Source organism: Microbacterium sp. F2 (assembly GCF_052274505.1).
GTDB lineage: Bacteria > Actinomycetota > Actinomycetes > Actinomycetales > Microbacteriaceae > Microbacterium.
Genome location: NZ_JBNVBV010000002.1, coordinates 508,050 through 534,533, shown reverse-complemented (window position 1 = coordinate 534,533; position 26,484 = coordinate 508,050). Strand labels below are relative to the sequence as shown.

General features: G+C 67.6%; 21 protein-coding genes and 3 pseudogenes. 7 read left to right on the top strand and 17 right to left on the bottom strand.

The window, feature by feature from the left end; translation table 11 throughout:
* Positions 1-72 precede the first annotated feature (72 nt).
* From ACQVDU_RS07705 to ACQVDU_RS07695, 3 pseudogenes are all read right to left on the bottom strand, one after another.
* Positions 73-441: pseudogene (locus tag ACQVDU_RS07705) on the bottom strand (Rv2578c family radical SAM protein); the annotation flags it as partial.
* A 246-nt stretch (positions 442-687) separates the two neighbouring features.
* Positions 688-909 (bottom strand): annotated as a pseudogene (locus ACQVDU_RS07700) (LAGLIDADG family homing endonuclease); the annotation flags it as partial.
* 360 nt (positions 910-1,269) lie between these two features.
* Positions 1,270-1,707 (bottom strand): annotated as a pseudogene (locus ACQVDU_RS07695) (intein-containing Rv2578c family radical SAM protein); the annotation flags it as partial.
* A gap of 236 nt (positions 1,708-1,943) precedes the next feature.
* On the opposite strand from ACQVDU_RS07695, the gene ACQVDU_RS07690 reads away from it, so the two are divergent.
* The gene (locus tag ACQVDU_RS07690; protein ID WP_300590763.1) at positions 1,944-3,107 is read left to right on the top strand and encodes an acyl-CoA dehydrogenase family protein; all 1,164 of its coding nucleotides are present in this window, start codon (positions 1,944-1,946) and stop codon (positions 3,105-3,107) included.
* A 105-nt stretch (positions 3,108-3,212) separates the two neighbouring features.
* On the opposite strand, the gene ACQVDU_RS07685 is transcribed toward ACQVDU_RS07690, so the two are convergent.
* From ACQVDU_RS07685 to ACQVDU_RS07665, 5 genes are all read right to left on the bottom strand, one after another.
* Entirely contained in the window at positions 3,213-4,037 is an 825-nt protein-coding gene (locus ACQVDU_RS07685; protein ID WP_443476760.1) for an energy-coupling factor transporter transmembrane component T, read from the bottom strand.
* Positions 4,038-4,051: 14 nt separating this feature from the next.
* Positions 4,052-5,854, bottom strand: coding sequence for an ABC transporter ATP-binding protein (locus ACQVDU_RS07680; RefSeq protein ID WP_443476749.1), 1,803 nt, complete (start codon positions 5,852-5,854; stop codon positions 4,052-4,054).
* A gap of 95 nt (positions 5,855-5,949) precedes the next feature.
* Complete coding sequence (locus ACQVDU_RS07675; RefSeq protein ID WP_443476748.1) at positions 5,950-6,495, bottom strand: ECF transporter S component; 546 nt, start codon at positions 6,493-6,495, stop codon at positions 5,950-5,952.
* A 39-nt stretch (positions 6,496-6,534) separates the two neighbouring features.
* Positions 6,535-7,530 (bottom strand): pirin family protein, encoded by a 996-nt coding sequence (locus ACQVDU_RS07670; protein ID WP_443476747.1) that lies wholly within the window; start codon positions 7,528-7,530, stop codon positions 6,535-6,537.
* Positions 7,527-7,850 (bottom strand): GNAT family N-acetyltransferase, encoded by a 324-nt coding sequence (locus ACQVDU_RS07665; protein WP_300595047.1) that lies wholly within the window; start codon positions 7,848-7,850, stop codon positions 7,527-7,529. Before ACQVDU_RS07665 ends, ACQVDU_RS07670 begins: the two co-directional genes overlap by 4 nt.
* Positions 7,851-7,956: 106 nt before the next feature.
* On the opposite strand from ACQVDU_RS07665, the gene ACQVDU_RS07660 reads away from it, so the two are divergent.
* The 3 genes from ACQVDU_RS07660 to ACQVDU_RS07650 are packed head-to-tail and all read left to right on the top strand — an operon-like array spanning position 7,957 to position 12,927.
* Positions 7,957-10,560, top strand: coding sequence for a DEAD/DEAH box helicase (locus ACQVDU_RS07660; protein ID WP_443476746.1), 2,604 nt, complete (start codon positions 7,957-7,959; stop codon positions 10,558-10,560).
* 53 nt (positions 10,561-10,613) lie between these two features.
* Positions 10,614-12,569: a DNA helicase RecQ gene (gene recQ, locus ACQVDU_RS07655; protein ID WP_443476745.1), complete on the top strand. Its 1,956-nt coding sequence runs from the start codon at positions 10,614-10,616 to the stop codon at positions 12,567-12,569.
* Positions 12,562-12,927, top strand: coding sequence for a hypothetical protein (locus ACQVDU_RS07650; protein WP_300595041.1), 366 nt, complete (start codon positions 12,562-12,564; stop codon positions 12,925-12,927). Before recQ ends, ACQVDU_RS07650 begins: the two co-directional genes overlap by 8 nt.
* Positions 12,928-13,209: 282 nt before the next feature.
* Here ACQVDU_RS07650 and ACQVDU_RS07645 read toward each other — a convergent pair whose 3' ends face one another.
* The 4 genes from ACQVDU_RS07645 to ACQVDU_RS07630 form a co-directional block, all read right to left on the bottom strand.
* A complete protein-coding gene (locus ACQVDU_RS07645; RefSeq protein ID WP_443476744.1) occupies positions 13,210-13,779 on the bottom strand; it encodes a hypothetical protein in 570 nt (189 codons plus the stop codon).
* Positions 13,780-13,904: 125 nt separating this feature from the next.
* The gene (locus ACQVDU_RS07640; RefSeq protein ID WP_300595037.1) at positions 13,905-14,384 is read right to left on the bottom strand and encodes a hypothetical protein; all 480 of its coding nucleotides are present in this window, start codon (positions 14,382-14,384) and stop codon (positions 13,905-13,907) included.
* Positions 14,385-14,393: 9 nt separating this feature from the next.
* Positions 14,394-14,990: a hypothetical protein gene (locus ACQVDU_RS07635; RefSeq protein ID WP_300595035.1), complete on the bottom strand. Its 597-nt coding sequence runs from the start codon at positions 14,988-14,990 to the stop codon at positions 14,394-14,396.
* Between the two features lie 3 nt (positions 14,991-14,993).
* Complete coding sequence (locus tag ACQVDU_RS07630; RefSeq protein ID WP_300595033.1) at positions 14,994-15,779, bottom strand: hypothetical protein; 786 nt, start codon at positions 15,777-15,779, stop codon at positions 14,994-14,996.
* A 418-nt stretch (positions 15,780-16,197) separates the two neighbouring features.
* Here ACQVDU_RS07630 and ACQVDU_RS07625 point away from each other — a divergent pair, with 418 nt between their 5' ends.
* From ACQVDU_RS07625 to ACQVDU_RS07615, 3 genes are all read left to right on the top strand, one after another.
* On the top strand, positions 16,198-16,749 hold the full coding sequence (locus tag ACQVDU_RS07625) for a gluconokinase (protein WP_300595031.1): 552 nt from the start codon (positions 16,198-16,200) through the stop codon (positions 16,747-16,749).
* Positions 16,750-16,917: 168 nt separating this feature from the next.
* Positions 16,918-18,969, top strand: a complete 2,052-nt coding sequence (locus ACQVDU_RS07620; RefSeq protein ID WP_443476743.1) for an acyl-CoA dehydrogenase family protein — start codon at positions 16,918-16,920, stop codon at positions 18,967-18,969.
* 54 nt (positions 18,970-19,023) lie between these two features.
* Complete coding sequence (locus ACQVDU_RS07615) at positions 19,024-19,617, top strand: DNA-3-methyladenine glycosylase I (RefSeq protein WP_443476742.1); 594 nt, start codon at positions 19,024-19,026, stop codon at positions 19,615-19,617.
* Positions 19,618-19,647: 30 nt separating this feature from the next.
* Here ACQVDU_RS07615 and ACQVDU_RS07610 read toward each other — a convergent pair whose 3' ends face one another.
* From ACQVDU_RS07610 to ACQVDU_RS07590, 5 genes are read right to left on the bottom strand one after another with little or no spacing between them, the layout of a single operon-like run.
* A complete protein-coding gene (locus tag ACQVDU_RS07610) occupies positions 19,648-20,124 on the bottom strand; it encodes a recombinase family protein (RefSeq protein ID WP_292712975.1) in 477 nt (158 codons plus the stop codon).
* Positions 20,125-20,174: 50 nt separating this feature from the next.
* Entirely contained in the window at positions 20,175-21,929 is a 1,755-nt protein-coding gene (locus tag ACQVDU_RS07605; RefSeq protein ID WP_443476741.1) for a cation:proton antiporter, read from the bottom strand.
* On the bottom strand, positions 21,926-22,936 hold the full coding sequence (locus ACQVDU_RS07600) for a malate dehydrogenase (protein ID WP_443476740.1): 1,011 nt from the start codon (positions 22,934-22,936) through the stop codon (positions 21,926-21,928). Before ACQVDU_RS07600 ends, ACQVDU_RS07605 begins: the two co-directional genes overlap by 4 nt.
* Before the next feature lie 52 nt (positions 22,937-22,988).
* Positions 22,989-24,674, bottom strand: a complete 1,686-nt coding sequence (locus ACQVDU_RS07595) for a GMC family oxidoreductase (RefSeq protein WP_443476739.1) — start codon at positions 24,672-24,674, stop codon at positions 22,989-22,991.
* Positions 24,671-26,416, bottom strand: coding sequence for an aldehyde dehydrogenase family protein (locus ACQVDU_RS07590; protein ID WP_443476738.1), 1,746 nt, complete (start codon positions 26,414-26,416; stop codon positions 24,671-24,673). The genes ACQVDU_RS07595 and ACQVDU_RS07590 overlap by 4 nt, the downstream gene beginning before the upstream one ends.
* Positions 26,417-26,484 lie beyond the last annotated feature (68 nt).

The window sequence follows — 26,484 nt, the reverse complement described above, 5'->3', positions numbered from 1 at the left end:
GAGATCACCGCCGCCTAAACTAACGACAGCTGATCATCGCAACGAAGCGAAAGACCACCACTCAAACGGACGCGGCCCGAGCGTGCGCTGTAGTGCATCGTCGAACACGGCTATCGACATCGCCAGTGAGACATCGACCTCATACGAGGCTTCTGTCAGAAGCGGAAGATCCCGGCGTAGCAGCGTGCCCTTGGTCAGGATCGAGAACGGGGTGCCGGCATCCGTCAGCGCCTGGATGATGCCGGGCATGAGTCGGTACCGTCCCTCGGCCCGCTGATACGGGTCGGTGTTTGTGCCGAGCATGACCGGATCGCCGGGCCACGACGGCCGTGCGAGCTCTGTGCGCAGCACGTCGGCGACGTTGACCTTGACGACGATCTGCGAGTCGAAGTCGCGCCCGGCATCCAGCTCGAGGTACTCGTGCGTGCCGCGGGCGAAGCAGTTGTGACTGATAACGCCGTTCGCGATGAAATCACCGGTGCCGGTCGTGATGTCGACCATGTCGATGCTGTGCCCGAGATCTTCGATTTCGACGACGCGGAGGTCACTCGATGTCTTCACCGCAGTGTCGACTATCGAGAGCTTTCTCGTGATCGCGGGTCGTGAGATCTCGAAGAAGCGCATCCGCGAAGCCAGCCCGCCCGTGACCCGGATAGCGCTCACCCCGTTCGGTCGCGGCCCCTCGGTGACGGCAGGGATGTCAAAGCACGCGAGTGCCTCGCGGACCGTGCCGAGCACGTCCGCGCTCTTGTTGCTGATTCTCAGCACAGCCCGGGAACAGGAGCCTTCGGCGTCGAAGATTCCGCCCAGGTATCCAGCGAGCCACTCCTCGCTCAGGTCTGCGGGTCGCTTGATGAGGGCCTCAATTGCGGCGACCCCCTCTTTGCGTGCTGTATGGATGGCGAGCATGGCGCGCCGTTGCTCGGTTGCGGCTGTGAACGGCCTCACATTGGTGGGGATTCCCTCGAGCGCTAAAAACGCCTGGGTGCGTTCCAGAGCCTCCGTGTCCGCAAGCGCGAGTCGAAAGGCGTGAATCGCGCCGGTGCGACCCCGACGCGGGTAAGTCTTGTGCAGAATCATTCCGTCGCCCTGGATCATTCCCGCCAGATAACCCAGTCGCCACAATCTGTCGGCGGCGTCACGACTCACGGCTCGCGCTGCGCCCATGCCGAAGCCCATGAGGCGGTTGTTAGCGGTCAGGTAGGGACGCTGCTCCGGTCCACTCATCGCACCCTTCACGTGCTTCCAGCCCCGCTCGGTCAAGAAGCGGTGATCGGCGCTTGCGATGAGCTCTGTCCCATCGGCGAGGGTCACGCGGTGCGCGCGTCGATTCGTCGTCCACTTCGCGCGCACCGTTGTGGCGACGTACCGGCGGTACTCTCCGCGGCGTTCGGTGCCGATGATCGAATCGCCGACCCGGAGATCGCCGAGGGTGCGGGTGCGGCCGTCGGCGAGCAGGATCGTGGTTTCCGGAGCTAGGCAGTAGGAGCACGCATGACTGCATCCGCGATAGGGGTTCACGGTCCAGTCGAACGGCATCGCCGAAGCACCCGGGACGTGGTTGAGGGCGCTCTTGGCAATGACCTCGTGGAAGGTCATGCCCGCAAACTCGGGTGTCGTGACGGACCGGACGAAGCCCCCGAGGTGCTCCATCCCGGGCAGCGCGTTGGCGTCGCTCGCGCCTATCGCCTGCCCGTTCCATCGCATGCGCATAGTCGAACAAAAATACGACTTACTGTCAACCCGCGACGCAGAGTATCCGAACTTGATGCCGAACCTGGAGGCATCCTACAAACGCGAGACGCAGTACCGCCCCACGTGAACCGCAATCCCACACCGGGTGCGAAGCGCTGACAGCCCGCGGGCATAGAATCGCGTCGGCGACGGGGCCGAACCGCCGATTCCGGCAGGCCCGCGCCATCGATGTGGAAGGAAGGGCTCACATGGAGCGCGACATCTACGACGAAGACCACGAGGCGTTCCGCGACGTCGTCAAGGAGTTCGTCAAGCGATACGTCACGAATGAGGCAATCGCCCGGTGGGATGCCGACGGCGAGATCGACCGCGACACGATGAAAGCTGCCGGTGAGTCCGGACTCATCGGCCTGTCGGTGCCGGAAGAGTTCGGCGGTGCCGGGATGCTGCAGGACTACCGCTTCCGCGCGATCGTCATGGAGGAGGTCATCGCCGCGGGCTCGGGATCCCTGGCCGGCGCTTTCGGCATCCAGGATGACCTCGCCGTGCCCTACCTCGTGCACATGGGCACCCAGGAGCAGAAGGAGAAGTGGCTTCCCGGTATGGCGACCGGCGAGGTGATCGGCGCGCTCGCGATGACCGAGCCCGGTGCCGGCAGCGACCTGCGCGGTATCAAGACGACCGCGAAGAAGGTCGACGGCGGCTACATCGTCAACGGTGCCAAGACGTTCATCTCCAGCGGCAAGACGGCCGATCTCGTCGTCACGTTCGTCAAGACCGGCGAGGGCAACCGCCCGGATGCCTTCAGCCTGCTGCTCATCGAGAACGGCATGGAAGGCTTCGATCACGGCAAGAAGCTGCACAAGATGGGCTTCCACGGCCACGACACCGCCGAGCTCTCGTTCAGCGACGTCTTCGTTCCGGAGGAGAACCTCATCAGCGGCCGCGAGGGCATGGGCTTCGTGCAGCTCATGATGAACCTGCCGCTCGAGCGCATGTCGATCGGTGTCGCCGGTGCCGCCGCGGCGCAAGCTGCCCTGGACTGGACGCTCGCCTACACGAAGGATCGCGAAGCGTTCGGTGAGCGGATCGCCGACTTCCAGAACACCCGATTCCGGCTTGCCGACATGGCGGCATCGGTCGAGGCTCTCTGGGCATATACCGATCGCGTCATGCGCGCCTACAAGGACAGCAAACTGAGCGCCGAAGAGGCAGCGAAGTACAAGTTCTGGGCGACCGAGCGGGAGTGGGAGGTGCTCGACCTCGGCGTCCAGCTGCACGGTGGCTACGGCTACATCACTGAGTACCCGATTGCGCGCGCGTTCCTCGACGCTCGCGTCCACCGCATCTATGGCGGCACGAACGAGATCATGCGCGAGATCGTGGGGCGGGACCTGGCCGGCAAACGCTGATCACTCGTCGCACCCGCGGATGCCGCGACACCGCCCTCTGAGGAGGCGCGGGTCGCGGCATCCGTCGTTCGCGGCGGCGCCGGCCCGGACAACTGGGCTGGCTGACTAGGCGAGGCCCCAGGGGAAAAAGAGGGTGAAGAGGGCGGCGGATGCTACCCAGAAGGCGGCGATGAAAACGACGTCGCGGGTGCGGAACGGGACGAGATGGCGCTCGGTGCGATCGGGGTAGGCGCCGAAGGCGCGGGAGTCCATCGCGAGGGCGACCCGCTCGGCGTGGCGGATGGCGCCGGCTAGCAGTGGCACGAGGTAGCTGGCCCACCGGCGCAGGCTCGCGATCGGTCCGCGCCCGCGGTGCGCGCCGCGGACGCGATGGGCTTGGCGGATGATCTCGAGCTCGTGACCGAACCGGGGCACGAACCGGAAGGCTGCCAGCGCCGTGTACCCGATCCGGTAGGGGACGCGCAGCTGCTGTACGCAGGCCCGAACGAGGTCGGGGCCGGTCGTGCTGAGGCCCGGGATGAGCGACAGCGCGAGGATCGCCGCAAGCCGGAGGCCCGTTGCAAGTCCGATCTGGAGCGCGCCGGCGTACAGCGTCCACGCCCCGATCTGCAGCACGGGCGGGGTGTTCGCGACGAGTGCGGCATCCGTCCACAGCGCGAAGCCGAACCCCAACACCAGGGTCGCGCCGGGTATCACCAGCGCGAGAAGGACGGCGGATCGGATGCTGAGGCTGACGCCCACGAGCAGCACGAGGTACGACAGCGCCAGAAACGCCAGAGGCGTCGCAAGGTCGCGCACGAACACGAGCAGCACGAGGGCCGGAAGGACAGCTGCGATCGTGGCGAGCGGGTTCATTCCGTAGAGGAAACGCACCGCAGAGGTCTGCCGCACCGGGGCATAGGGGTCATCGGCCACGGATGCCGGGAGCATTGTCGGCGCCGTCGTCACGACGCACCCCCGGGAAGGTCTGCGACGCGCGTGATCGTGCGAAGCTCCGGATGGCTGGCAAGCGGCGCGAGTGCGCGCGCGAGTGGCGGCACCCGCAGGCCCGCGCGGGCGATGAGGTCGGCATCCGCGAACACGTCGCCCGGCGTCCCGGTCGCGGTGACGCGCCCCGCCTCCATGACTGCGATGCGGTCGGCATACTCGGCGACCAGTTGCATGTCGTGGGTGACGACGATGATCGTCGTGCCGTCCCGGTTGAGGTCGCGCAGCAGCCCGAGAAGCTCGTCGGCTCGGGCGCGGTCCTGCCCGAAGGTCGGCTCGTCCAGGGCGAGCACGGGGGCCCCGGCGACAAGGGCGGTCCCGACCGACAGGCGCCGCTTCTGCCCGCCCGACAGCAGGAACGGATGAACATGCGCCCGCTCGCGCAGCCCGAAGCGGTCGAGAAGGTCGAGTGTCCGCCGCTCGATCTCTGCCTCGTCGAGGTGCTGACGGCGCAGGCCGTGCGCGATCTCGTCGAACACCGAGGTTGCGATGAACTGGTGCTCGGGATTCTGGAACACGAACCCGACGTGGGTCGACAGTGACCGATCGTCCTGTCGCGCAACGTCGAGCCCGTCGATCCGGACCGTGCCTCGCGGTGGGGTGAGCACACCGGCGAGGGCTTGGATCAGTGTTGTCTTTCCCGCCCCGTTGGCGCCGACGATCGCGAGAAACTCGCCGTCCTGCACATCGAGTGTGACATCCGTCAGTACCTCGGTCTTCTTGCGGCGTAGCGTGAGCCCCCGCACGTCGATGCGCGTGCCGGATGCCGCCACTGGCGCTTTGGTAGCCGCAGTCGCTTGGCGCAGAGCGGGCGGCGCGGGCTGTTGATCGAGCGCGGCGCGCAGTTCCTCGGGGTTGATCGGCAGCGGATCGAACCGATATCCGGCCTCCCGCAGCCGTAGGGCAGCGAGGGTCGAGGTCGGCAACCACACCCCGAGGTCGTGCAGTTCGGCCGCGCGCCCCCGCAGGATCTCGTCAACCGCCCCATCAGCGATAACGACGCCGGCAGCATCGAGCACAACGACCCGGTTCACGAACGAGGCGGCGGCGTCGAGGTTGTGCTCGATGAGCACGATGCCCTTGTCGCCGGATGCCGCGAGTTCGGCCAGCGCCGCGTAGACGTCCTCGATTCCCTGCGGGTCGAGGTTCGCCGTCGGCTCGTCGAGCACGAGAAGGGGCGAACCCATGGCCAGGGCGCAGGCGATCGCGAGCCGCTGCCTGCCGCCGCCCGAGAGGCGATCGGGGTTCTCGCGCCGCCGCTCCCACAGCCCGACGCGGCGCAGCGCCGTCTCCGCACGGGCGAGCACTTCGGCCACCGGCAGGCGCAGGTTCTCGGGCCCGAATGAGACTTCGTCGAGCAGTGTGCCTGTCACCAGCTGGGCATCGGGGTCCTGGAACACGATCCCGACGTGTGTCGACAGCTGCGCCACGGAATGGGTCGCGGCATCCATGCCGGCGACCTCGACGCGGCCCGACACCGTCGCGGGAACGGCGTGGGGGATGAGTCCGTTCATCGCGAGCGAGAGCGTGGACTTGCCCGATCCGCTCGGCCCGAGAAGCAGCACGACATCGCCGCGCGACACCGCGAACGACGCGGATGCCGGGGTCGCGGCATCCTCACCCTCGTGCGTGACTCCGACCTCGCTCAGCCGCAGGAGCGGCGCAGCGGCGGACCCGGCGCTCGCCTCCGGCGCCGCCGTCTCACCAGGAGAAGAGGCGACGGATGCCGAGCGCGCAGCGGAGTCGGGGGGAGCGGTCACGGGTCCTCGTCGGAAAGGGAAGTACGCCCTAACTTAGCTGAACCTAACTCCAGGCGCCCCGAGCGTCCGGTCTCGCAGGCCCGCGGCGGGGAGCGTCACGAGCGGCGCGCGACGCCGGCGCGACGCAGCGAGACACCGACCCCGAGGCCCGCGGCCGTCCACGCGACGGGGCCGAGCACCGCGACGATGAGGTAGATGATCTGTGCCCACAACGGCAGCGAGGCGAGGTCGGCGGCGAACGCGACGACAACGGCGACCAGGATGCCGATGATCACGGCCGAAATGAAGAACCGCCAGGCGTCCCACACCCGGTAGCGGGTGAGTGCGGCGACGAGCTCTTGGATGCCGCCGAAGAGGATCGCCGTGCCGAGGAACCGAAGTGCCCACTGGGGAGCCATGGCGCTGGCTACCAGCGCTGCGAACACGTGGCTGAGCAGCGCCACCCACGGGAGGCGAATGACCTCCTGCGCGATGATGCCCGGCAGCACATGGGCTCCGAGGACGAAGCCGTACAGAATCGGTGCAGCTCCGAGGACGAGCGGCGTGACCCATCCCGCGATGCCCGCGAGCAGCCCCGTCGCGACGCCGATGGCGGCGGTCGTCAGGAGCACACGCGTCGTCAGGACGGAGGTTCGGGCCACCGTATCAGCGTACTGCCGCGTTCGGGACCAAAGTCGGTCTCAGAGGCGTCTGCGTCGCCGCGTCAGTCGCACTCCCGGAAGCGGCGGGGCGGGGATGCGCTCCGAGCCGTGGTCGATGACGTGACCGAACCGGGCTGTGGAGTTCTCCCAGTCTTCACGGGCGGCGACGATCTCATCGTGCGAGCGTCCGACGAAGTTCCACCACATCACGATCTCGTCGGGGAATGGCTCGCCGCCGAGCAGGAAGATGCGCGCACCCGCGCTCGACCGCACGGTGATCGCGTCGCGGTGTGTACCGAGGTACAGCAGGCTGTTGGCGTCCAGGTCGGCGGTGTCGTGCGCTTCCGTTCCCGGCGCCCCGCTAACGCTCGCGTCGCCGTCGATCAGAAGCAGCGCGTGCTCCCACGCCGTATCGAGCGGGACGAGCACATCAGCTCCGGGCGTCAGGTCCAGCTCGGCGCCAACGATCGGGGTGTGCGCTGTTGCGGGGGAGGATGCCTCGCCGAGCGTCCCGAGCACAACGGTAGCCTGCGCGCTTCCCGCGGCAGCGGGCAGGTCGAGCACCGGAAGATCCGCGTGCTGTTCGAAGGATGCCGCCCCGAACCGGGTCGCCTCAGGGAGGGCTACCCACAACTGCAGGGCGTCGAGCTCGACATCCGTCTCGCCCACCGAGTACTCGGAGTGAGAGATGCCGGCGCCCGCGGTCATGAGGTTGAGCACGCCGCGGCGCACGATCACGTCGCTGCCGACGGAATCGCGGTGACGCACCTCGCCGCTGATCGGCCAGGTCACGGTCTGCAAGCCGATGTGCGGATGCGGTTCGACGCGCATCATGGTGCGCTGCGGCCCGAACCGGTCGAGGAAGCACCACGCTCCGACGAGCGGGAGGTCGCGCTGCGGGAGCGCGCGAGAGACCTGCATGGCCCGTATCCCGCCGAGCGGGACATCCCTCATTTCGAGGTTCAGCAGGCGGGGTCCGTCGCAGTCGGCTGCGCCTTCTTCGGCCACCGCTGCGTCCGAGTCGAGTCGGGTCATCCCTGCGGCGCCGACCCGTGGGGCCACGCGATGTCGAGGCCGTTCACCTCATGCTTCTGCAGGTAGCGCACGACGAACGAGCACTCCGGCACGACAGTCTCGCCGCGGGACGCGACATCCGTCATTGCCTGTCCGATGAGTTCGGTGCCGAGGCCTCGGCCCGAGAAGGCCCGATCGATCTCGGTGTGGGGGAAGACCAGGCGACCCTGATCGTCGGCGACGAATTCGGTGAAGCCGGCGAGGGCTCCGTCGAGGCTGATCTCGTATCGTCCCTTGTCGTCGTTGCGCACGACCTCGGGGGTCACGTCAGTATCGGTCATCACCTGTCCTTTCGTTGCTTCCTCCCAACGTAGGCGGGGGCTGTCGTGTTCCGCGAGGGTCAGTGCGAGTGGGGGCCGATTCGCTCGCGTCAGGCAGACTCGGGGGGTGACTTCCCCGCCCACGCTCACGGACGCCGTGACAGGCGCCGCACCGGATGCCGTCTATGACGCTTTCGTGTCGTGGGCGCAGGGCCGCGGCATCCGTCTCTACCCCGCGCAGGACGAAGCTGCCATCGAACTCGTGTCGGGTTCGCACGTGGTGCTCTCGACGCCGACCGGAACGGGCAAGTCGCTCGTCGCGATCGCTGCTCACACCGCGTCGCTTGCCCGCGGCGGGCGCTCGTACTACACCGCGCCGATCAAGGCGCTCGTGGCCGAAAAGTTCTTCGCGCTGGTCGAGATCTTCGGCGCCGAGAACGTCGGAATGGTCACCGGTGACTCGTCGGTCAACGCCGACGCACCGATCGTGTGCTGCACTGCCGAGATCCTCGCGAACATCGCCCTGAGGCAGGGCGCGGATGCCGACATCGACGCCGTCGTGATGGACGAGTTCCACTACTACGGCGATCCCGACCGCGGCTGGGCGTGGCAGGTGCCGCTGCTGCTGCTTCCGCGTGTGCAGTTTCTGCTCATGTCGGCGACCCTGGGCGATGTCACCCCGATCGTGGCTGACCTCGAGCGCCGCACCGGACGCGAGGTGGCGCAGATCACGGGCGTCGAGCGTCCCGTGCCGCTGCACTTCTCGTATGAGCGGCGCCCTGTTCATGACGTCGTCGAGCGACTGCTGGAGGAGTCTGAAACCCCGATCTACATCGTCCACTTCTCGCAGGCCGCAGCCCTCGAGCGCGCTCAGGCGCTCATCAACACCAAGATCGCCTCGCGCGCGCAGCGCGATCAGATCGCCGCCGAGATCGGCGGGTTCCGGTTCACGACCGGGTTCGGCAAGACGCTCTCGCGGCTCGTGCGCGCTGGGATCGGCATCCATCACGCCGGCATGCTGCCGCGTTACCGGCGCCTGGTCGAAACCCTCGCGCAGCGCGGACTGCTCAAGGTCATCTGCGGCACCGACACCCTCGGCGTTGGCATCAACGTGCCGATCCGCACGGTGCTGATCACGGCGCTGACGAAGTTCGACGGCACGCGGATGCGGCAGCTCACCGCCCGCGAGTTCCACCAGGTTGCGGGCCGCGCGGGCCGGGCCGGGTTCGATCCCTACGGCAATGTCGTCGTCATGGCTCCCGAGTGGGAGATCGAGAACGCCATGGCGCTCGCCAAGGCGGGGGATGATGCGGCCAAGCGCAAGAAGATCGTGCGCAAGAAGGCCCCGACCGGACAGGTGAACTGGGGTGAGGGGTCGTTCGAGCGACTCGTCGACGCCGAACCCGAGCCACTCACCCCGCACCTGCAGCTGACCGCGGCGATGCTCATCAACGTCATCGGTCGCGGCGGAGACGTCTTCGGGAACGTCCGCTCCCTTGTGTTCGACAACCACGAGCCGCGTGCACGGCAGTACGAGCTGGCGCGTCGCGCGCTGGCGATCTTCCGCACGCTCGTGACGGCAGGGATCGTGGATGCCGCGGCTGACGGCATCCGTCTCACCGTCGATCTGCAGCCGAACTTCGCCCTCAACCAGCCGCTCTCGCCCTTTGCGCTCGCCGCCATCTCCCTGCTCGACCCGGCCGCCCCGGCACCCGCTCCCTCGCCCGCGAACCCCGCAGAATCGCACGAACTCCGCAGTCCTGAGCCAGAATCCTCCGAACCTGGCGCGAATCTGCGAACGTCGGGTGCCACGACCACGGCTGGCACTGGCCACTACGCGCTGGATGTCGTGAGCGTGATCGAGGCGACGCTGGATGACCCCCGCGCGATCCTTTCGCAGCAGGAGTTCCGCGCGCGGGGTGAAGCGGTGGCGGCGATGAAGCGCGACGGGCTCGAGTACGACGAACGGATGGCGCTGCTCGAAGACATCACCTACCCGAAGCCGCTCGCAGACCTCCTCGCTCAGTCCTTCGCGGTGTTCGCGTCGAGTCAGCCGTGGGTGCTCGATTTCGAGCTGTCGCCCAAGTCGGTCGTTCGCGACATGTATGAGCGGGCGATGTCGTTCGGTGAGTTCGTCTCGTTCTACCAGCTCGCCCGCAGCGAGGGTCTCGTGCTGCGCTATCTCTCGGATGCCTACCGTGCCGTCCGCCAGACCGTGCCGGCCGAGGCGCAGACCGACGAGGTGCTCGACCTCATCGAGTGGCTCGGCGAACTGGTCAGGCAGGTCGACTCGTCGCTGGTCGACGAGTGGGCATCCCTCACGAACCCGGTCGCCGACCCCGAGGCCCCGGTCGTGCCGCCGGCACCGCCGTCGGTCCTGACAAACCGCCGCGCCTTCACGGTGCTCGTGCGCAACGAACTGTTCCGCCGTATCCAGCTGGCGGCGCTGCAAGACGACGACGGGCTGGCCGAGCTCGATCCGGGCGTCGACTGGTCGGCGGCGATGGATCGGTACTACGACGAGCACGACGAGATCCTCACCGGCGGTCCCGCGCGCTCGCCGCAGCTGTGTGTCATCGACACGACGGATGCCGACACCTGGCGCGTCGAGCAGATCATCGACGACCCGGCCGGAGACCATGACTGGCGCATCCGTGCCGAGGTGGACCTTGCGGCATCCGTCGAGGAGGGAACCGCGGTCGTTCGCGTCACTGAGGTCGTGCGGTTGTGAGCGGCGACGGTGCTGGCCGTGGCAGCGTCAGCGGCGCCGGATACGGTGGAGCGGTGAACACGCCCGAAGACCCCTACGCCGATCTGGTGTGGGATCCGGACGATCTCGCGCCACCTCCCGACGGCGAGGAGCCGCCCGAGGACTGGGCGCCGGCCGCCGCCGGCATCCAGGCCGCACCTGCGGCTCCCGCCCGCTCGTTCGCAGGTGCAGATCCGCTCGCCGTGCTGGGCGAGGTGTACGGATACGACTCGTTTCGCGCCGACCAGGCCGACATCGTCGCCCACGTCGTGGGAGGGGGCGACGCCGTCGTCCTCATGCCGACCGGCGGCGGCAAGAGCATCACGTACCAGGTTCCCGCGCTCGTGCGGGAAGGTACGGGCCTCGTGATCTCGCCGCTCATCGCCCTCATGCACGACCAGGTAGAGGCGCTGCGGGCCAACGGTGTGCGCGCCGCGGCGCTGAACTCGACACAGACCGCATCAGAGCGCGCCGAGACCGAGCGCGCATACCTGAGCGGTGAGCTCGATCTGCTTTATGTCGCACCGGAACGCCTGTCGGGCGCCGCGACCACAGCGCTCCTGCAGCGGGGGCGGCTCAGCGTCATCGCGATCGACGAAGCCCACTGTGTGTCGCAGTGGGGTCACGACTTCCGCCCCGACTACCTCGCGCTCGGCGATCTCGCCGAGCGCTTCCCCGGGGTCCCGCGCATGGCGCTGACCGCGACCGCCACCCGCGAGACCCACCGGGAGATCAGCGACCGGCTGCGCCTGCCCGATGCCCGCCATTTCGTCGCGAGCTTCGACCGACCCAACATCCAGTACCGGATCGAACCCAAGACCGACGTGCGGCGCCAGCTCACCGCGTTCGTCCGCGCCCAGCCTGCCGGCGCGTCGGGGATCGTGTACGCGCTGAGTCGCAAGAGTGTCGAGCAGACAGCCGCCTACCTCCACGGGCAGGGCATCGACGCGCTGCCGTACCACGCGGGTCTGGATGCCGGCATCCGTGCCGCGAACCAGCAGCGGTTCCTCCGCGAAGACGGAGTCGTGATGGTCGCGACTATCGCGTTCGGGATGGGGATCGACAAGCCCGACGTCCGCTACGTCGCCCACATCGACCTTCCGAAATCCGTCGAGGGCTACTACCAGGAGACCGGTCGCGCCGGCCGCGACGGTGAGCCGTCGGTCGCCTGGATGGCTTACGGCCTGGCGGATGTCGTGCAGCAGCGGCGTCTGATCGACGGGGGCGAGGGTGATCTTGCCCGCAAGCGTCGCCAGCACCAGCACCTGGATGCCATGCTCGCCCTCTGCGAGACCGTCGAGTGTCGACGGGTCAATCTGCTCGGGTACTTCGGTCAGCCGGCCGAACCCTGCGGGAACTGCGACACGTGCCTCGAGCCCCCCGAGACCTGGGACGGTCTCATCCCGGCCCAGAAGCTCCTGTCGACGATCGTGCGCCTCCAGCGCGAGCGCGGGCAGGCGTACGGGGCGGGGCAGCTCATCGACATCCTGCGCGGCGCCGACACCGAACGGATCCGCCAGCTCGGTCACCAGAGCCTCGCGACCTACGGCATCGGGTCCGACCTGTCAGACCAGGACTGGCGCAGCGTCGTGCGCCAGCTCCTTGCCCGCGGCATCCTCGTCGCCCGCGGCGAGTACGGCACTCTCGCTCTCGGCGAGGCGGCCGGCCCCGTGCTCAAGGGTGAACAGGCAGTGCCCCTGCGTCGCGATGTCGCCGGACGCGCGGGATCGGCCCGCGTGCGCAAGACCGCCGCGACTGATGTCGCCCCGGCCGACCGTGACCTCTTCGAGGCGCTCCGGGCGTGGCGGGCCGAGACCGCGCGCGAGCAGGGAGTGCCCGCCTACGTCGTCTTCGGCGACGCGACCCTGCGCGCGCTCGCCCAAGCCCGTCCGACCTCGCCCGCGGGCCTCGAGGGGATCACCGGAATCGGGGCGAAGAAGAAGTACGCCTACGGCGAGGCGGTTCTGGCCGTCGTCGCCGCGCATGCCTGAGACCATCGGTTGCCGCCCTGTGACCGGCAACGCTCAGGTGCCCCAGAACCCCACCATCGCGGGGGAACTGGGGCACCCTCATGTCGGCGCCTGGATCAGCTGGGAGATCCCCAACCCCAACCTGCTCCTCCCCGTCCGCATCCCACCCCGCGAAATCGCGTGGCTCGCCTTCGACGGCCACAAGATCGAAATCGGCCTCTGGCCCGCCGACAACGAAGACGGCGACACGTTCGACGAGTTCTACCTCGAACCCGACCACCCCATCCAACTCACCGACGCCCCACGATCAACCGACCGGATAGCGACAGACCTGCGATCTGTCGCGCTGCCGAGAACGTTGCTGTCGCTGCGGGGCTGACGGGCGCGCCGGCGATCGCTGCCTTCTGCGTTGTGCAGCTCGTCGCATCGCGACGGCGGCGCCGCACCACGAGAGAACAGATCAGCCGGTCCTACTCGAGCGCGCGAGCCTACAGCCGGACCTCGCGCCACCGCGGTCCTCCGCCGAGCGCGGCGGGTATCCGCTAACGTTGGCCAACCCGGCCGTGGCGATGTATCCTTGGGAGTGCCCACCGTTACGACGGAGAGGGAAGAAGACCTTAGAACCCCAGCCGGACGACTGGATCTAGGGTCTTTCGCCTTTTCAGTCCAGCCCCTGCGAATCCGGTGTCATCTCCTCGAACGCCAGCGTCCCTACCAGAGCGTCGTAGTGTTCGGGGATGCCGAGGTGACGCGAGTTGATCGCTCCCAGCACCGCATCCGCGATCCACAGCAACGGCTCCTCACCGCCCTTCGGGTGACTGATCCGCAGACTGTGGTCCAGGCTCTGCGCCTGCAGTGCGACGATGTGGGCGCGATCCGCGGCGTCCTGTGAGTGGGACCGGTGCTCGAGCGCGGCATCCGTGACCCCCATGCCCGCCAGCTCGCGGTAGACGACCTCGAGGCACTTCCGGCGATACCGCTCGACCTTCTTGCGGTACTCATCCAGGTGGCTGACGACCACGTTCATCGGCCCCAAGCTCGTGATCGTCTCCACGATCCGTCGACGGCGCGCCTCGCTCTCAGCCGTCCAGTGCACCTTCACCTGGCCAGGAAGCAGCAGCGACCGCATCACATCGCGCGCCGCCTCACACGCATCCACCTCGACCAACGCCGCGCAGATCAGATACTCCTGACGATTGCCCCGCAGCCGACGACTCGTCGATGAACGCACGGAACTGGTCCACTCCCCACACGTTAGCTACCCCGTGCCTCCTCTGGGAACGACGGGGTAGCCCGTGAGTTCAGAGGGCGTGACTGTCCGTCGTGTACAAGCGAAATACGCTGACGGTTCGCGGATCAGGGCGACGAGTTGAACACTCCGAGGGGATCGTCAGTTGAGACGGAATCTTCTTTGGGGGCGTCCGCCTGTGGCACAAAGAACATCGCAATAGCTGCGACGATCCCGGCAAGGGTCCCCGAAACCACCGCGATCAGCGGGAATCCGAAGAAGAAGAGCCAGCTGACCACTAGTCCGTTCAGAACGCCAAGGAGGAGCCAGCCGACAACTGGGCTCACGACGCTGAAGATAACGAAGAGTGCCTTGCCACTTCTGGTTCGTAGCTTCCGCGCAAGGGCGATGGTCCCGAGCACCACCAACGCGGATGTCGTGAGCGCCAGGGCCGTACCCCACTTGGCGGCATCAACGAAAGTCTGCAGCGTGTATTCCGTCGCGAAGATGAGGTAGTACACATTGAGCGTTCCGATGGAAAGTGCGACACCGACGACGGAACCGTACGCGATCACTCGCCAGTACGGTCCCATCGTCGGTTTTGTCATGCTTTCATCCTACGAAGGAGTATGCGTCTTGGAGATCGTCTGCGTGGGGCAGAGACCTGACACGCAGATGAAGTCCCCTTGGGCGCCTTGGTACATCGTCTGCCAATACTCCGAGCCGCTGGAGTTCATGAACAAGCCATACGCCTCGTGGGCGGGGACGGGGTGCCGGTATCCATCGACTTGCATCACACCGCTCGCCCACGTCTTCACGTATACGACGTACCGAATCGCGCCGGACGAGCAAAACGGGTTCCCAACCTCATGGCTGACCTTCACCTTGTAGAGGCTTGAGCTGACGCTGCGCTCGCTGAAGACGATGCCGCTCGTCGATGCCGTACGGGTCTCCTTGAGTCCACCCGAGCTGTTGTACAGACGGGTCTGTCCGACATGCTTTTCCTCGATGACGTAGTTCGGTCCGAAGTCGATCTTCATTCGAACACCGGTCCGATGAGAGTTGTACCACCACGGGTCCTCGTACAAAGTCGGGGTCACGTACCCGCGATTGTCTCCACCGAACTTATCGCCGAAGATGCCGACGCACCCGCCGAAAGCGCCCTGGATGATGTCCCAGTCGACGCGATTATTCGTGATAAACGTGTTGTACAAGAATCATGACGCGACTGGCTGAAGAGACAGTGACGAGATCGGATCGTCTACCGTCTCCAAAAGTTCGGCGGCGTTGGCGGCAAGCGTGTGGACCTGGAACGTCAGTTCATCGCCGCCGATCTCTCGTGCTGCAGGTTGGACCGTGTAGGTGTAGTCCGTTCCTGGCTGCAGGCCACTTTCGCTGAATGACGCATCGTCTGCAGTGTCTACGAAGACTCCGTCGCGATACACGTCGTAGAGGACTTTCTCGTCGCCAACCCACGCGGCTGAAAAGGATGTTGAGGAGGTCGCTGTGGAGAATGCGAGCTCCAGGGAGGCGGGGTCGATCTGAGGTAGATCGCTGAACGAGATCTTTTCCTCTGAAGTCTGCGGTTCCCCATCGGTGAAGTAGTTGACGCCCTCAACCCAACCCTCGAGCCCGGGTTCGGTGGCGTCAGAGGTTGGCTCCTGTTCCTTCGGTGCATACAGTGATCGGAGCAGCACGGGGTCACCGCCGGACGTCAGAGCCACAGCAGTTTTCTCGTCGGCCTTAGCCTCGTCGATATCGATAATTTCGAGCCGCTGTCCCCTTGCATCGGGGACAGCCTTGAGATCCTCGACCGGAGCCTCAAGCGAAACCTGTACTTCATCATCTCCTGGTGCTGGGGCCGCGATAGCAGAAGGTGCGAACGCTCCGACGGCCAGCACCGCGCAGCCGAGGCCGCCGAGAATGGCCCGCCTCGCCGTACCCGCGACGGTCTTCTTGCTCCGCCGAAGCGAAGGGTCTTGGTTCCTGAGTAGTGGGCTCATCCCGATCCGACCTCTCTGTTGGAAACGCGTGGATCTCTAACTTCCAACCCAGGCTCACACAGGACCACGGACGTGTATGTAGGTATTTCGGGGGACAAATGAGAGCTTTGCTCCCAATACCCGTGTACGAAAGACGATCGTTCTACGGACTTCCCAAACGGTCGAAGCGCGCTTTCGGAACCGTGCGCCTCTGCGGCGCAACAGGGCGAGTGTGCAAGTGTCCGTACCCCAGCGTTCGAGCGGACGCCCGCGGCGACGCTGCCGGCTCTCTTTGAGATTGCCGTCCTGGTCGTCGTGGACGCCCACGCGAGTTGAAGACAAACAGCGCTCGGTTCTCACGGACTCACACTCTGGCCGGCAGGCAGGGCGCGCGCGGTCCTGCAACGGGCCCGAGCGCGGCTCCCCATAGGCTTGCAGCATGACCCGACCCGACACCGCGATCGTCGTCATGGGAGTCAGTGCGAGCGGCAAGTCGGTGGTCGGGATCGAGATCGCCCGCCGCCTCCACCTCCCCTTCGTCGACGCGGACGACCTCCATCCGGCCGAGAACGTCGCGAAGATGTCGCAGGGGATTGCGCTGACGGACGCCGACCGGGCGCCCTGGCTCGACCTCGTGGGGGAGCGGTTGGCGCTGCGCGCCGCTGGTGGTCAGGTGCCCGAGCGCGCCGCAGCGGAGTCATCCGGGGTCGTGGTGGCGTGCTCCGCGTTGAAGCGCGCGTATCGGGATCGCCTGCGCGCACGCGCGCCGCACACGGTGTTCGTCCACCTCACCGGCGATCCGGAACTCCTCAGCAACCGGGCGCTCGCCCGCACCGGACACTTCATGCCCCCGGCGCTGCTGGCCTCGCAGCTGGCGACGCTCGAACCGCTCGGCGACGACGAGTCTGGCGTGGTGGTCGATGTCGCGGCCGATGTGGCAACGGTCGCCGAGCGTGCCGTCGAGTGGGTGCAGCGCAACGGCAGCGAGTGAGGCGGCATCCGGCTGGAGGCTTCCTGAGCGCCCTGTCGCAACACCACAACCATCCGGTCCGACGTCGTCGACCCTTGTTGTAGGCATCGTGAAGCGATTTGAGCCGTCTTTGTGGGATGCCTACCGTGGGTCCTGACGTTCCCTTCCCCCTCATCGAGAGGTGATCCCATGGTCGACGCTGCCGTCCGTCCGTCCGAAACGCCCACCGCCGAACCGCACATCGACACCGAACTGGTCACCCGAATGCTGCTCGGTACATGGGCAGATACTCGCCGCGAAGCCCGCGAGATGATCAAGGACCCCGCGTTCTGGCAGATCAACGGACTGCCCATGGATGAGCACCGCGAGCGTGTCCTCAGCCAGCTGCATCTGCTGGTCGACGCCGGGGGCTCCCGCCGCGCGTTCCCGAAGAAGTATGGCGGCCTCGAAGACAACGGCGCGAACCTCGCCGGCTTCGAGGAGATCGTGCTCGCCGACCCGAGCCTGCAGATCAAGTCGGGCGTCCAGTGGGGACTGTTCGGCTCGGCGATCTACCAGCTCGGCACCGAGAAGCACCACGACCGCTGGCTTCCCGACGTGATCTCCCTCGCCCTGCCGGGCGCCTTCGCGATGACCGAAACGGGGCACGGGTCGGACGTCTCGGCGATCGGGACGACGGCGACCTACGACCCCGACACCGAAGAGTTCGTCATCCACACGCCCTTCCGGGGAGCGTGGAAGGACTACCTCGGCAACGCCGCGCTGCACGGCAAGGCCGCGACGGTGTTCGCTCAGCTCATCACCGGGGGCGTGAACTACGGCGTGCACTGCTTCTTCGTGCCGATCCGCGATGACGAGGGCGCCTTCTTGCCCGGAGTCGGCGGTGAGGATGACGGCGTCAAGGGCGGCCTCAACGGCATCGACAACGGTCGCCTGCACTTCGACCAGGTTCGCATTCCGCGTGAGAATCTGCTGAACCGCTACGGCGATGTCGCGCCCGACGGCACCTACTCGAGTCCGATCGACAGCCCAGGTCGGCGCTTCTTCACGATGCTCGGCGCTCTCGTGCAGGGCCGCGTCTCGCTCGACGGCGCCTCGACGTGGGCATCCGCGCTCGCCCTCACGATCGCGGTGACCTACGGCAACCAGCGCCGCCAGTTCGACAGCGGTGCAGGAACCCCCGAGGTGACCCTGCTCGACTACGGCAAGCACCAGCGTCGGCTGCTTCCCCGGCTCGCACAGGTCTACGCGCAGGCCTTCGCGCACGACGAGCTGCTGCAGATGTTCGACGGTGTCTTCAGTGGTCGCACCGACACCCCCGAGGAGCGCGAGGACCTCGAGACCCTCGCTGCCGCGCTGAAGGCGCTGTCGACGTGGAACGCGCTCGACACGATCCAGGAGGCCCGCGAAGCGTGCGGCGGTCAGGGCTTCCTCGCCGAGAATCGCCTCACGGCCTTGCGCGCCGACCTCGACATCTACGTCACCTTCGAGGGTGACAACAACGTCTTGCTGCAGCTGGTGGGCAAGCGGCTGCTCTCCGACTACGCCAAGCAGTTCAAGGGCAAGGATGCAGCATCCCTCGCCCGGTTCGCCGTGGGCCAGACTGCCGGCAACGTGCTGCACGGCGCGGGGCTTCGCCAGTTCGGACAGGTCGTCACCGACTTCGGCTCCACCGCCCGCGCCGTCGAGCGCGGACTTCGCGGTGACCAGCAGCATGAGTTGCTCGGCGACCGCGTGCAGCAGATGGTGGCCGACATCGCCGGGCGGCTGCGCCCGGCATCCAAGATGTCGAAGGCGGCTGCCGCGGCCCTGTTCAACGAAAACCAGGCAGAGCTCATCGAGGCCGGTCGTGCCCACGGCGAGCTGCTGCAATGGGAGGCATTCACGGATGCCGTGAACCGCATCGAGGATGCCGACACCAAGCAGGTCCTGACCTGGTTGCGTGACCTGTTCGGCCTGACCCTCATCGAGAAGCACCTCTCGTGGTACCTCATCAACGGGCGTCTCTCGACCCAGCGGGCCGCTGCGGTAACGCGCTACATCGACCGGCTGCTGCGCAGACTGCGCCCGCACGCACAGGACCTCGTCGACGCGTTCGGCTACGAGCCCGAGCACGTGCGTGCCCCCATCGCTTCCGGCGCAGAGCAGGCCCGTCAGGAGGAGGCCGCCGACTACTACGCGGGCCAGGCGGCCGACGGTTCCGCGCCGATTCCCGAGAAGGTAGCCAAGTCCGGTCGGTGAGGCCGCTCACACCGGCGCACTGTCGATGTCAGCGGCGGGGCCTAGCGTGTGAGCATGAGTCCTGAGGTAGTTCGCTCCGATCTGGTCGTCGAGGCTGACGGTCTCGCCCGCTGCGGCTGGGTCGGCGCCGATCCGGAGTACATCCGCTATCACGACGAGGAGTGGGGACAGCCGCTGCACGGTGACCGTGCCCTGTTCGAGAAGATGAGTCTCGAAGGGTTTCAGGCTGGGTTGTCGTGGATCACGATTCTGCGCAAGCGTCCGCGCTTCCGCGAGGTGTTCGAGGGCTTCGAGCCCGAGGTCGTCGCAACGTTCGGCGGCGACGATATCGAGCGCCTCATGGCGGATGCCGGAATCGTGCGCAACCGGGCCAAGATCGAGGCGACGATCTCCAACGCGAGGCTCGTGGCCGACATGGCAGCCGGGGATCTCGACGCGCTGCTGTGGTCTTTCGCCGTCCCGCCCGGTGATCGGCCGCGCCCCACCGTGCTGAGCGAGGTCCCGGCCACGACCGCGGCATCCGATGCCCTGAGCCGGGATCTGCGCCGCCGCGGGTTCCGTTTCGTTGGGCCGACGACGATGTACGCCCTCATGCAATCGGCCGGGATGGTCGACGATCACCTCGACGGGTGCTGGCGAGCCGTCTGATTCGGGGGGTCGCGGTGCCCACCGCGGGGTTTATGCGCCGGGATCGGTCAGCTCTGGAGTGGCAAGTGTGACGCCGGTCTCGACCAGGTGGGGGGCGTCGTGGTCGACGACCTTCACGATCACACCCCGGCGCCGCAGTTCGGCCACCGTGCGGATCTCTTCCCCGACGTCTCGCCCCAAAGCGTGCACTGTTGCGACAACGACGACATCGCCTCGGCGCAGGCGCCCGAACAGGCGCGCCAGTCGGTCTTCCCAGGACTCAAGGGTCTCGGGTGATGGATGCCGAAAGCCGTCGATCGGCACACCGAATCGCGTCAGCGCTTCGCGCTGGCTCACGACGGGCGGCATCCCCTCGCGGGAGACCACAATTCCCACCAGGCGCGCATCCGAGGGGCGCGCCCGCCACCACGCGCTGTCGGCGCGTTGTGGCGCGAAGCACGTCGGACACTCCGCCGCCTGGTGCGCGCCGGGGGATGCTGCGACGGGCCCGCCCTGATCGTCAGTCATGGAGGCCTCCACGGCTATTGTGCCTGACGGCGTGGACAACCGGCGTCGCGTCAGTCCGCGCTCTCGAGGCGCAGCTCGAGGTTTATCTGCGAGGCATCGAGTTCGGCGAGGGCACGCCGCAGTGCCGCGCTGCCGAACTCTCCGCCGCTGCTGAGCTCGATGAGCCGCTCCCGGCGCACGCGGATGAGGGCGAGCCGCAGCTCGAGGATGTCGCGGGCTTCGTCATCCTCTGCCTCGCCTGCCTGGAGGAACATCGGCCCGACCCGCTCGGTGAACTCCGCCGCGAACGGCGAGCCGTCGCGTCGCGTGAGCGATCCCTCGTCGGCTGCCATCAGTGCAGCCTGGTGCATCTCGCGCACGAGCCGTTGCTGCTCGGATCGCACCAGGTTCTCGTCGTCCTCGTTGGAGACGCGGAGAAGGCGAACCAGCCCCGGGAGAGTGAAGCCCTGCAGCATGAGGCTCGTCAGGGCGACGGTGAAGGCGACGAAGATGAGGAAGTGTCGGGAGGGGGCATCGGCCGGCAGGGTTTGGGCTGCGGCCAGGGTCACGACACCACGCATCCCCGACCAGACGATGATCGTGCCGTGCTTCCAGCCGAGGGGTGCGGCCCGGTAGTAGTTGAGATCCGACATAGCGCGGGTGATGCGGCGGCGGAACATCGCCAGCCGACGGTTCCAGCCGGCCTCGGTGATGCGTCGGCCTCGGTCACCGTACTGTTCAGGACCGCCGGCTTCGATCTCATCGATCCGGTCGGAGATGGCATTCAACCGCTCGGTGCGCCTCGGATGCAGCCTGCGCCCCTGCCCCCAGACCAGCAACGCCACGTATCCGGTCCGGACAAGGAGCAGGATGCCCAAGGCTGCTCCCGCGATCCACAGGCCGTGGCCGATGCCGTGGATGCCGTTGGCGGTGCCCGTCACGATCTCGCTCATTTCGAGGCCCATGACGAGGAAGACGCCCCCTTCGAGGAGGAGCTCGACGGTGTGCCAGGTGACGCGGTCGGACATGCGCTGTTCGGGTGTGAACCACCGGGCGGCGCCCTGGCCGGTGACGATTCCGGCGACCACGGCGGCGACGAGCCCCGACCCGCCCAGCTCTTCGGTGGGGAGGTAGGCGACGAAGGGAACGATGAACCCGGCCGCCGTCGTCGCCGCCGAGCTACGCAGCCATGATCGCAATCGGAGGTTCGCGTAGCCGACGATCGCGCCGATCACGATCGCGATGAACACCGCCCAGAAGAACCCGCCGACCGCGTCGATGGCGGGCGGAGCCTGACCGGTCGAGGCGATCATGACGAATGCCGCCACCGCCGAGTTGAGGATCACCAGTGCGCTCGCGTCGTTGAGCAGGCTTTCACCTTCCAGCATCGTCACGACGCGACGAGACACCCCGAGCCGCTTGGCGACAGCTGTAGCGACGGCATCCGTGGGGCTGAGGATCGCGCCGAGGGCGAGCGCGAGAGGGTACCCGAGGTCGGGGATCACGACGTAGAAGAATGTGCCCAGTACGAACGAACTCACGAACACGAGCACCACCGCGAGACCCGCGATGGGAAGAAGATCGCGGCGGAACTCAACGGCGGGCAGCGACACTGCCGCCGAGTACAGCAGCGGGGGCAGCACTCCGACCAGGATCCACTCCGGGTTGACGCTGATGTCGGGCAGGAACGGAAGGTAGCTCGCAATGATGCCGATGACGACGAGCAGAAGCGGACCCGCGACTCTGATGCGCGGAGCAACCCTTGCCGTCATCGCGACGACGAGCACACCGCCGATGACGAAGAGGAAGGCTTCGGTTGTGGTCACAGCAATCCCCGCGCGGCCACGGCGGCGCGCTCTGCGACGAGTTCCGCCACGGAGGCATCGATGCGCGCCCGGGCCCGGGCGTCCACCGCGAGCCCCTCGATCACGCGGTATCCGGTGCCGTCCGACGTGACGGGGAACGAGCAGATGAGGCCCTCGGGCACGCCGTACTCGCCGTGCGAGACGACCGCCGCCGAGGTCCACCCGACTCCCGCGGTCTCATCTCGGACGTGGTCGATGGCCGCGGCGGCAGCTGAGCCCACCGACGAGGATCCGCGAACCTCGATGATCTCGGCGCCCCGCTTCGCGACACGGGGGATGAAGGTCTCATCGAGCCACGTCAGCGCCGCATCCTCGCCGCCGAACCGCTCCGCAAGCGCCGCGCGTGCCGAGATCCCATCGACGAGGGCGTGGTCGACGTCAGGGAACTGCGTCGCCGAGTGATTGCCCCAGATCGTCATCTGTTCGAGGCTCGCGGCCGGCCGCTCCACGGCGGTGGCAAGCTGGGCGAGCGCGCGGTTGTGGTCCAGGCGGGTGAGCGCGGCAAAGCGTTCGGCCGGCACGTCGGGCGCGGATGCCGAGGCGATGAGCGCGTTCGTGTTCGCGGGGTTTCCGACCACGAGCACGCGCACATCGTCGGCTGCGACGGCGCCGATTGCGGCCCCCTGCGGCCCGAAGATTCCGGCGTTCGCTTCGAGCAGGTCGGCGCGCTCCATACCTGCGGTTCGCGGGCGCGCGCCGACGAGGAGCGCGATGTTGCATCCGTCGAAACCGGTGTGGGCGTTGTCGGTGACTTCAACGTCGGAGAGCAGGGGGAATGCACCGTCCATGAGTTCGAGGGCTGCGCCCTCTGCCGATCTCATCCCCTGCGGAATCTCCAGCAGCCTCAGCCGCACCGGCCGGTCGGGTCCGAGCATGTCGCCTGCCGCGATGCGAAACAGCAGCGCGTAGCCGATCTGTCCGCCTGCGCCGGTGATGGTGACTGTCGTGGGCGTCGCGTCGGGAGCCATGACCCAGAGCGTAGTCGTCGGCCGCGTCCCGGGTTGGCCCGATGGTCCCGCCTCAGCGAACGCTGGAGGTACTCGCGGCACTGTCTCCGCGCACAAGATCGGCCGCTATCTCGCCGATCACGATCGACGGAGCGTGGGTGTGACCGCGGATGATCGTCGGCATCACCGAGGCATCGGCCACGCGCAGGCCCGAGACGCCGCGCACGCGCAGCTCCGGGTCGACCACAGACGCGGCATCCGTGCCCATCCGCGCGGTGCCGACGGGGTGGTAGAGCGTGTGCGAGTAGCGGCGCAGCGACTGCTCGATACGCTCGGCGCTGGTCATCTGCTCCCCGCCCTGCGGCTGTACCCAACCGCCGGTCGTCACGGCGCCCAGGGACGATGTCGCGATGAGCCTCTCGCACACCTCGAGACCGGCGCGCAGCGTCGCGGCATCCGTGCCCTCGGGGTCGCTGAGATAGGCGGGGTCGATGAGCGGGTGGACGTGGGGATCGGTCGAGGCAAGACGGATGCTGCCGCGACTGCGCGGGCGCAAGAGGATCGCGCCGACCGTGATTCCCTCGCCCGGGAGGGGAACGAGGCCCTCGCCGACGTAGGGTGCTGCAGCGAAGATGATCTCGATATCGGGAAGGCCGCCCGGCATACCGACACGGTCGGCGAGCGCGGTGCGGACGAAACCGTGGGCCTCGGCGACATTCGAGGTGAGCATTCCGCGCCGAGTTGTGAGGTAGCGCAGCAGCTCGGCCGGGCGCTCGGCACCGTACAGCGTGCCGCCAGCGGCGGCCGGGGCAAGCCCCGCGACGAGGTGGTCCTGCAGGTTCTTACCGACCTCGGGGGAGTCCACGAGCTGACGGATGCCGACCTCGGCGAGCTCGTCGGCCAGCCCGATTCCCGAGAGCATCAGGATCTGGGGCGTGTTGATCGCGCCGCCGCACAGGATCACCTCGCGCCGGGCGCGGGCGTGGCGGGTCGTGCCGGCGATGTCGACGTAGACCCCGGTGGCCCGCGGTCCGTTGTCGCCGTCGGTGGTGACCGTCACGCGACGCACCTGGGCGTTGGTCACGATGCGGAGGTTCGGCCGCGACGCTGCGGGTCGCAGGTACGTGTCGGCGGTCGACGCGCGGGCGCCGCGCCGCTGCGTCACCATCGTCTGCGAGAAGCCCTGACCGGTAGGGAGGTTCGCTTCGGTGACGGCGTATCCGAGCTCGCGCGCTGCTGCGAGGAACGCGGCGGTGTGAGGCCGCGGGTCGCGCTGCCGCTCGATATTCTGCGGGCCGGACCGACCGAGTGATGGGTCGAGGGCATCCTGCACGTTCTCGATGCGGCGCAGCACGGGCAGTACAGCATCCCACGACCAGCGCTCGGTCGCCGCCGCGCCCCACTCGTCATAGTCTGCGGCGAACCCGCGCACCCACATCATGGCGTTCAGCGATGACGAGCCACCGAGCGTCTTGCCCCGCGGCCAGTAGATCTGGCGATCCTCGAGCGCGGGCTGGGGCACGGTGTCATATCCCCAGTCGTACGGGCCGCGGAACAGCTTCTTGAAGGCGGCCGGGACGTGCAGTTCCAGGGCGCGGTCGGGGCCTCCCGCTTCCAGCAGCAGCACCGTGACGCTCGGATCCTCGCTCAATCGTGCGGCCAGCGTTGCACCGGACGATCCCGCACCGACGATGACGTAGTCGGCCTCGAGCTCCCCGCGACGTCGCCGCGTGCTTCGGGGGCGTCCGCTGTTGGTCACGACCGGAACGCCGATTCGAGAATGCCGAGCAGCGTCGTCAGGCGCGGGCGAATGCGGAACCGTGTGAGCAGTCGCCCGCCGTCGGCGGCGCCGGGACTGGTGACGAACCAGGGTGGGCGCGGAAGGGCCGAGAACGTGCCCGCGCCGACCAGAGAGCCGGCCGAGCGGGGGAAGGGACGGAAGGGTCCGCGCATGACCCCCCGCTCGATGTCGTCGAGCAGCAGTGCGTTGTGGACGACGCCGATGCCGCTCTGGACGTCATCGAGCGTCCCGCCGGGGTAGGCACCCCACGGCATCGTGGGGATGCCGAACGCGACCCCGGTCCAGGTGTTGATCGCCACGGTGCCGTAGCGCAGCTCCGCGATCGCGTTCTCGAATCCGTCGCCGAGTGCTGCCTCAGTGACGGGATCGATGAGGAGGTTGGCGCCGAGGGTTCCGGTGAGTCGGTCGTTCGCGTACTCGACGGCGGCGTCGAGGAACTCCTGGCCATTGCCGGGGAGCGTCACCACGCCCAGCGCCGGCGCGAAATACTCCGTGGTCTCGATCGGCGTCGGGTCGGCATCCGTGCCAACCTCGATGACCGCGCGGGTGTGGCCGGACGACCAGTGCGCGGCGGGGTAGGTGTCGGCAACCTCGGCCAGACGCGCCTGCGCCCCCGGGTACCAGACCGGCCGCTGTGGTGCGCGGGCCATCGCCGATTCCACCTCCGCGAGGAACTGCTCGCGCTGGGCCCACTCGGCACTCAGGATCACGACCTGTCCGGCTACGCAGTTGTGGCCGCTGTTGTGCAGGCGCATCGTCGCGACGTGTTCGGCCTGGAAGCGCAGGTCGGCATCGGACCATGGACCCGGAACGACGATGATCGGGGACACGCCACCGAGTTCGGCGGTGATCGGCACCGACAGCCGCGGCCGTGCGCGGCGCTTGCCCGTCGCGGTGCGGCCGAACACGATCGTGTCGAACGTGCGGGCGGCTCCCGTGATGTGGACATGGTCGATGCCTGCGTGTTCGGTGAGGGCGGCGCCGACCTCACCGCCGCCCTGCACGATGCGCAGCAGGCCGAGTGAAATCAGGGGCGCCAGGGCGCGGCCGAACACCGGAGCAAGCGGGTCCTGCGTCGGATTGATCTTGAGGATGCTGACCCGGTTGTGCGCAATGAGTTCGTACAGCACGTCGAGGACGGGGATCGAGGTGATGTTGCCCGCGCCCAGAACGAGTCCGACCCCGCCGGACTCTCCGGCCGAGAGCTGACCAAGGCCCGCCCGCCGCTGAGCGTCGGCGAGCGTGACGCCGGGGCGCAACCAGACCTCGCCCTCGAACCCGGAGACGAGGAGGCGATCGACACTGCTGGTGGGAAACGCATGCACGCGGATGCGATCGCCTGGAGCCTCACCCACCCGAACGTGATCGAGCGGGCTGGCGCCGACCCGCAGGCTCGAGAGAGTCTCAATGTACGCGTCGATCGCGACAACCGTCGCGTACGGTCCCGTGAGCCACTCCTCGCCGACGAGGGGGCTCCCCGGTTCAAGACCCTTCGATCGGGCTGCGGTGAGCGCCCATTCCTCGGCTTCGCTGGCCACGGTGGCGCGGATGCTGCGAAGCAGACGGATCCGCTGCGTGAGGGTCAGTGCGCTCCAGGTGCGAGTCCCCGCACGCAGCTCTTCGATCGCTGCGTCGAGCGAGTCGGAGACAGAGGTCTCGTCGGTGACCGTGTTTGCGGCGGGACGAACGGATGACGGCATGGGCGCGCTCCTTCGGACGTGCTCCAGCATATGTCCGCGGCACGGCGTCTCACTCGCTGTGATGCGCC

What these genes read in the sequence shown, in the direction of transcription:
- ACQVDU_RS07670 (WP_443476747.1), bottom strand. Translation starts at nt 7,530, where the DNA reads ATGACCCGACTCGACTCGGACGCAGCGGTGGCCGAAGAAGGCGCAGCC.
- ACQVDU_RS07650 (WP_300595041.1), top strand. Translation starts at nt 12,562, where the DNA reads ATGCCTGAGACCATCGGTTGCCGCCCTGTGACCGGCAACGCTCAGGTG.
- ACQVDU_RS07590 (WP_443476738.1), bottom strand. Translation starts at nt 26,416, where the DNA reads ATGCCGTCATCCGTTCGTCCCGCCGCAAACACGGTCACCGACGAGACC.
- ACQVDU_RS07610 (WP_292712975.1), bottom strand. Translation starts at nt 20,124, where the DNA reads ATGACTGACGATCAGGGCGGGCCCGTCGCAGCATCCCCCGGCGCGCAC.
- ACQVDU_RS07600 (WP_443476740.1), bottom strand. Translation starts at nt 22,936, where the DNA reads ATGGCTCCCGACGCGACGCCCACGACAGTCACCATCACCGGCGCAGGC.
- ACQVDU_RS07615 (WP_443476742.1), top strand. Translation starts at nt 19,024, where the DNA reads ATGAGTCCTGAGGTAGTTCGCTCCGATCTGGTCGTCGAGGCTGACGGT.
- ACQVDU_RS07640 (WP_300595037.1), bottom strand. Translation starts at nt 14,384, where the DNA reads ATGACAAAACCGACGATGGGACCGTACTGGCGAGTGATCGCGTACGGT.
- ACQVDU_RS07690 (WP_300590763.1), top strand. Translation starts at nt 1,944, where the DNA reads ATGGAGCGCGACATCTACGACGAAGACCACGAGGCGTTCCGCGACGTC.
- ACQVDU_RS07685 (WP_443476760.1), bottom strand. Translation starts at nt 4,037, where the DNA reads ATGCTCCCGGCATCCGTGGCCGATGACCCCTATGCCCCGGTGCGGCAG.
- ACQVDU_RS07625 (WP_300595031.1), top strand. Translation starts at nt 16,198, where the DNA reads ATGACCCGACCCGACACCGCGATCGTCGTCATGGGAGTCAGTGCGAGC.
- ACQVDU_RS07630 (WP_300595033.1), bottom strand. Translation starts at nt 15,779, where the DNA reads ATGAGCCCACTACTCAGGAACCAAGACCCTTCGCTTCGGCGGAGCAAG.
- ACQVDU_RS07620 (WP_443476743.1), top strand. Translation starts at nt 16,918, where the DNA reads ATGGTCGACGCTGCCGTCCGTCCGTCCGAAACGCCCACCGCCGAACCG.
- ACQVDU_RS07665 (WP_300595047.1), bottom strand. Translation starts at nt 7,850, where the DNA reads ATGACCGATACTGACGTGACCCCCGAGGTCGTGCGCAACGACGACAAG.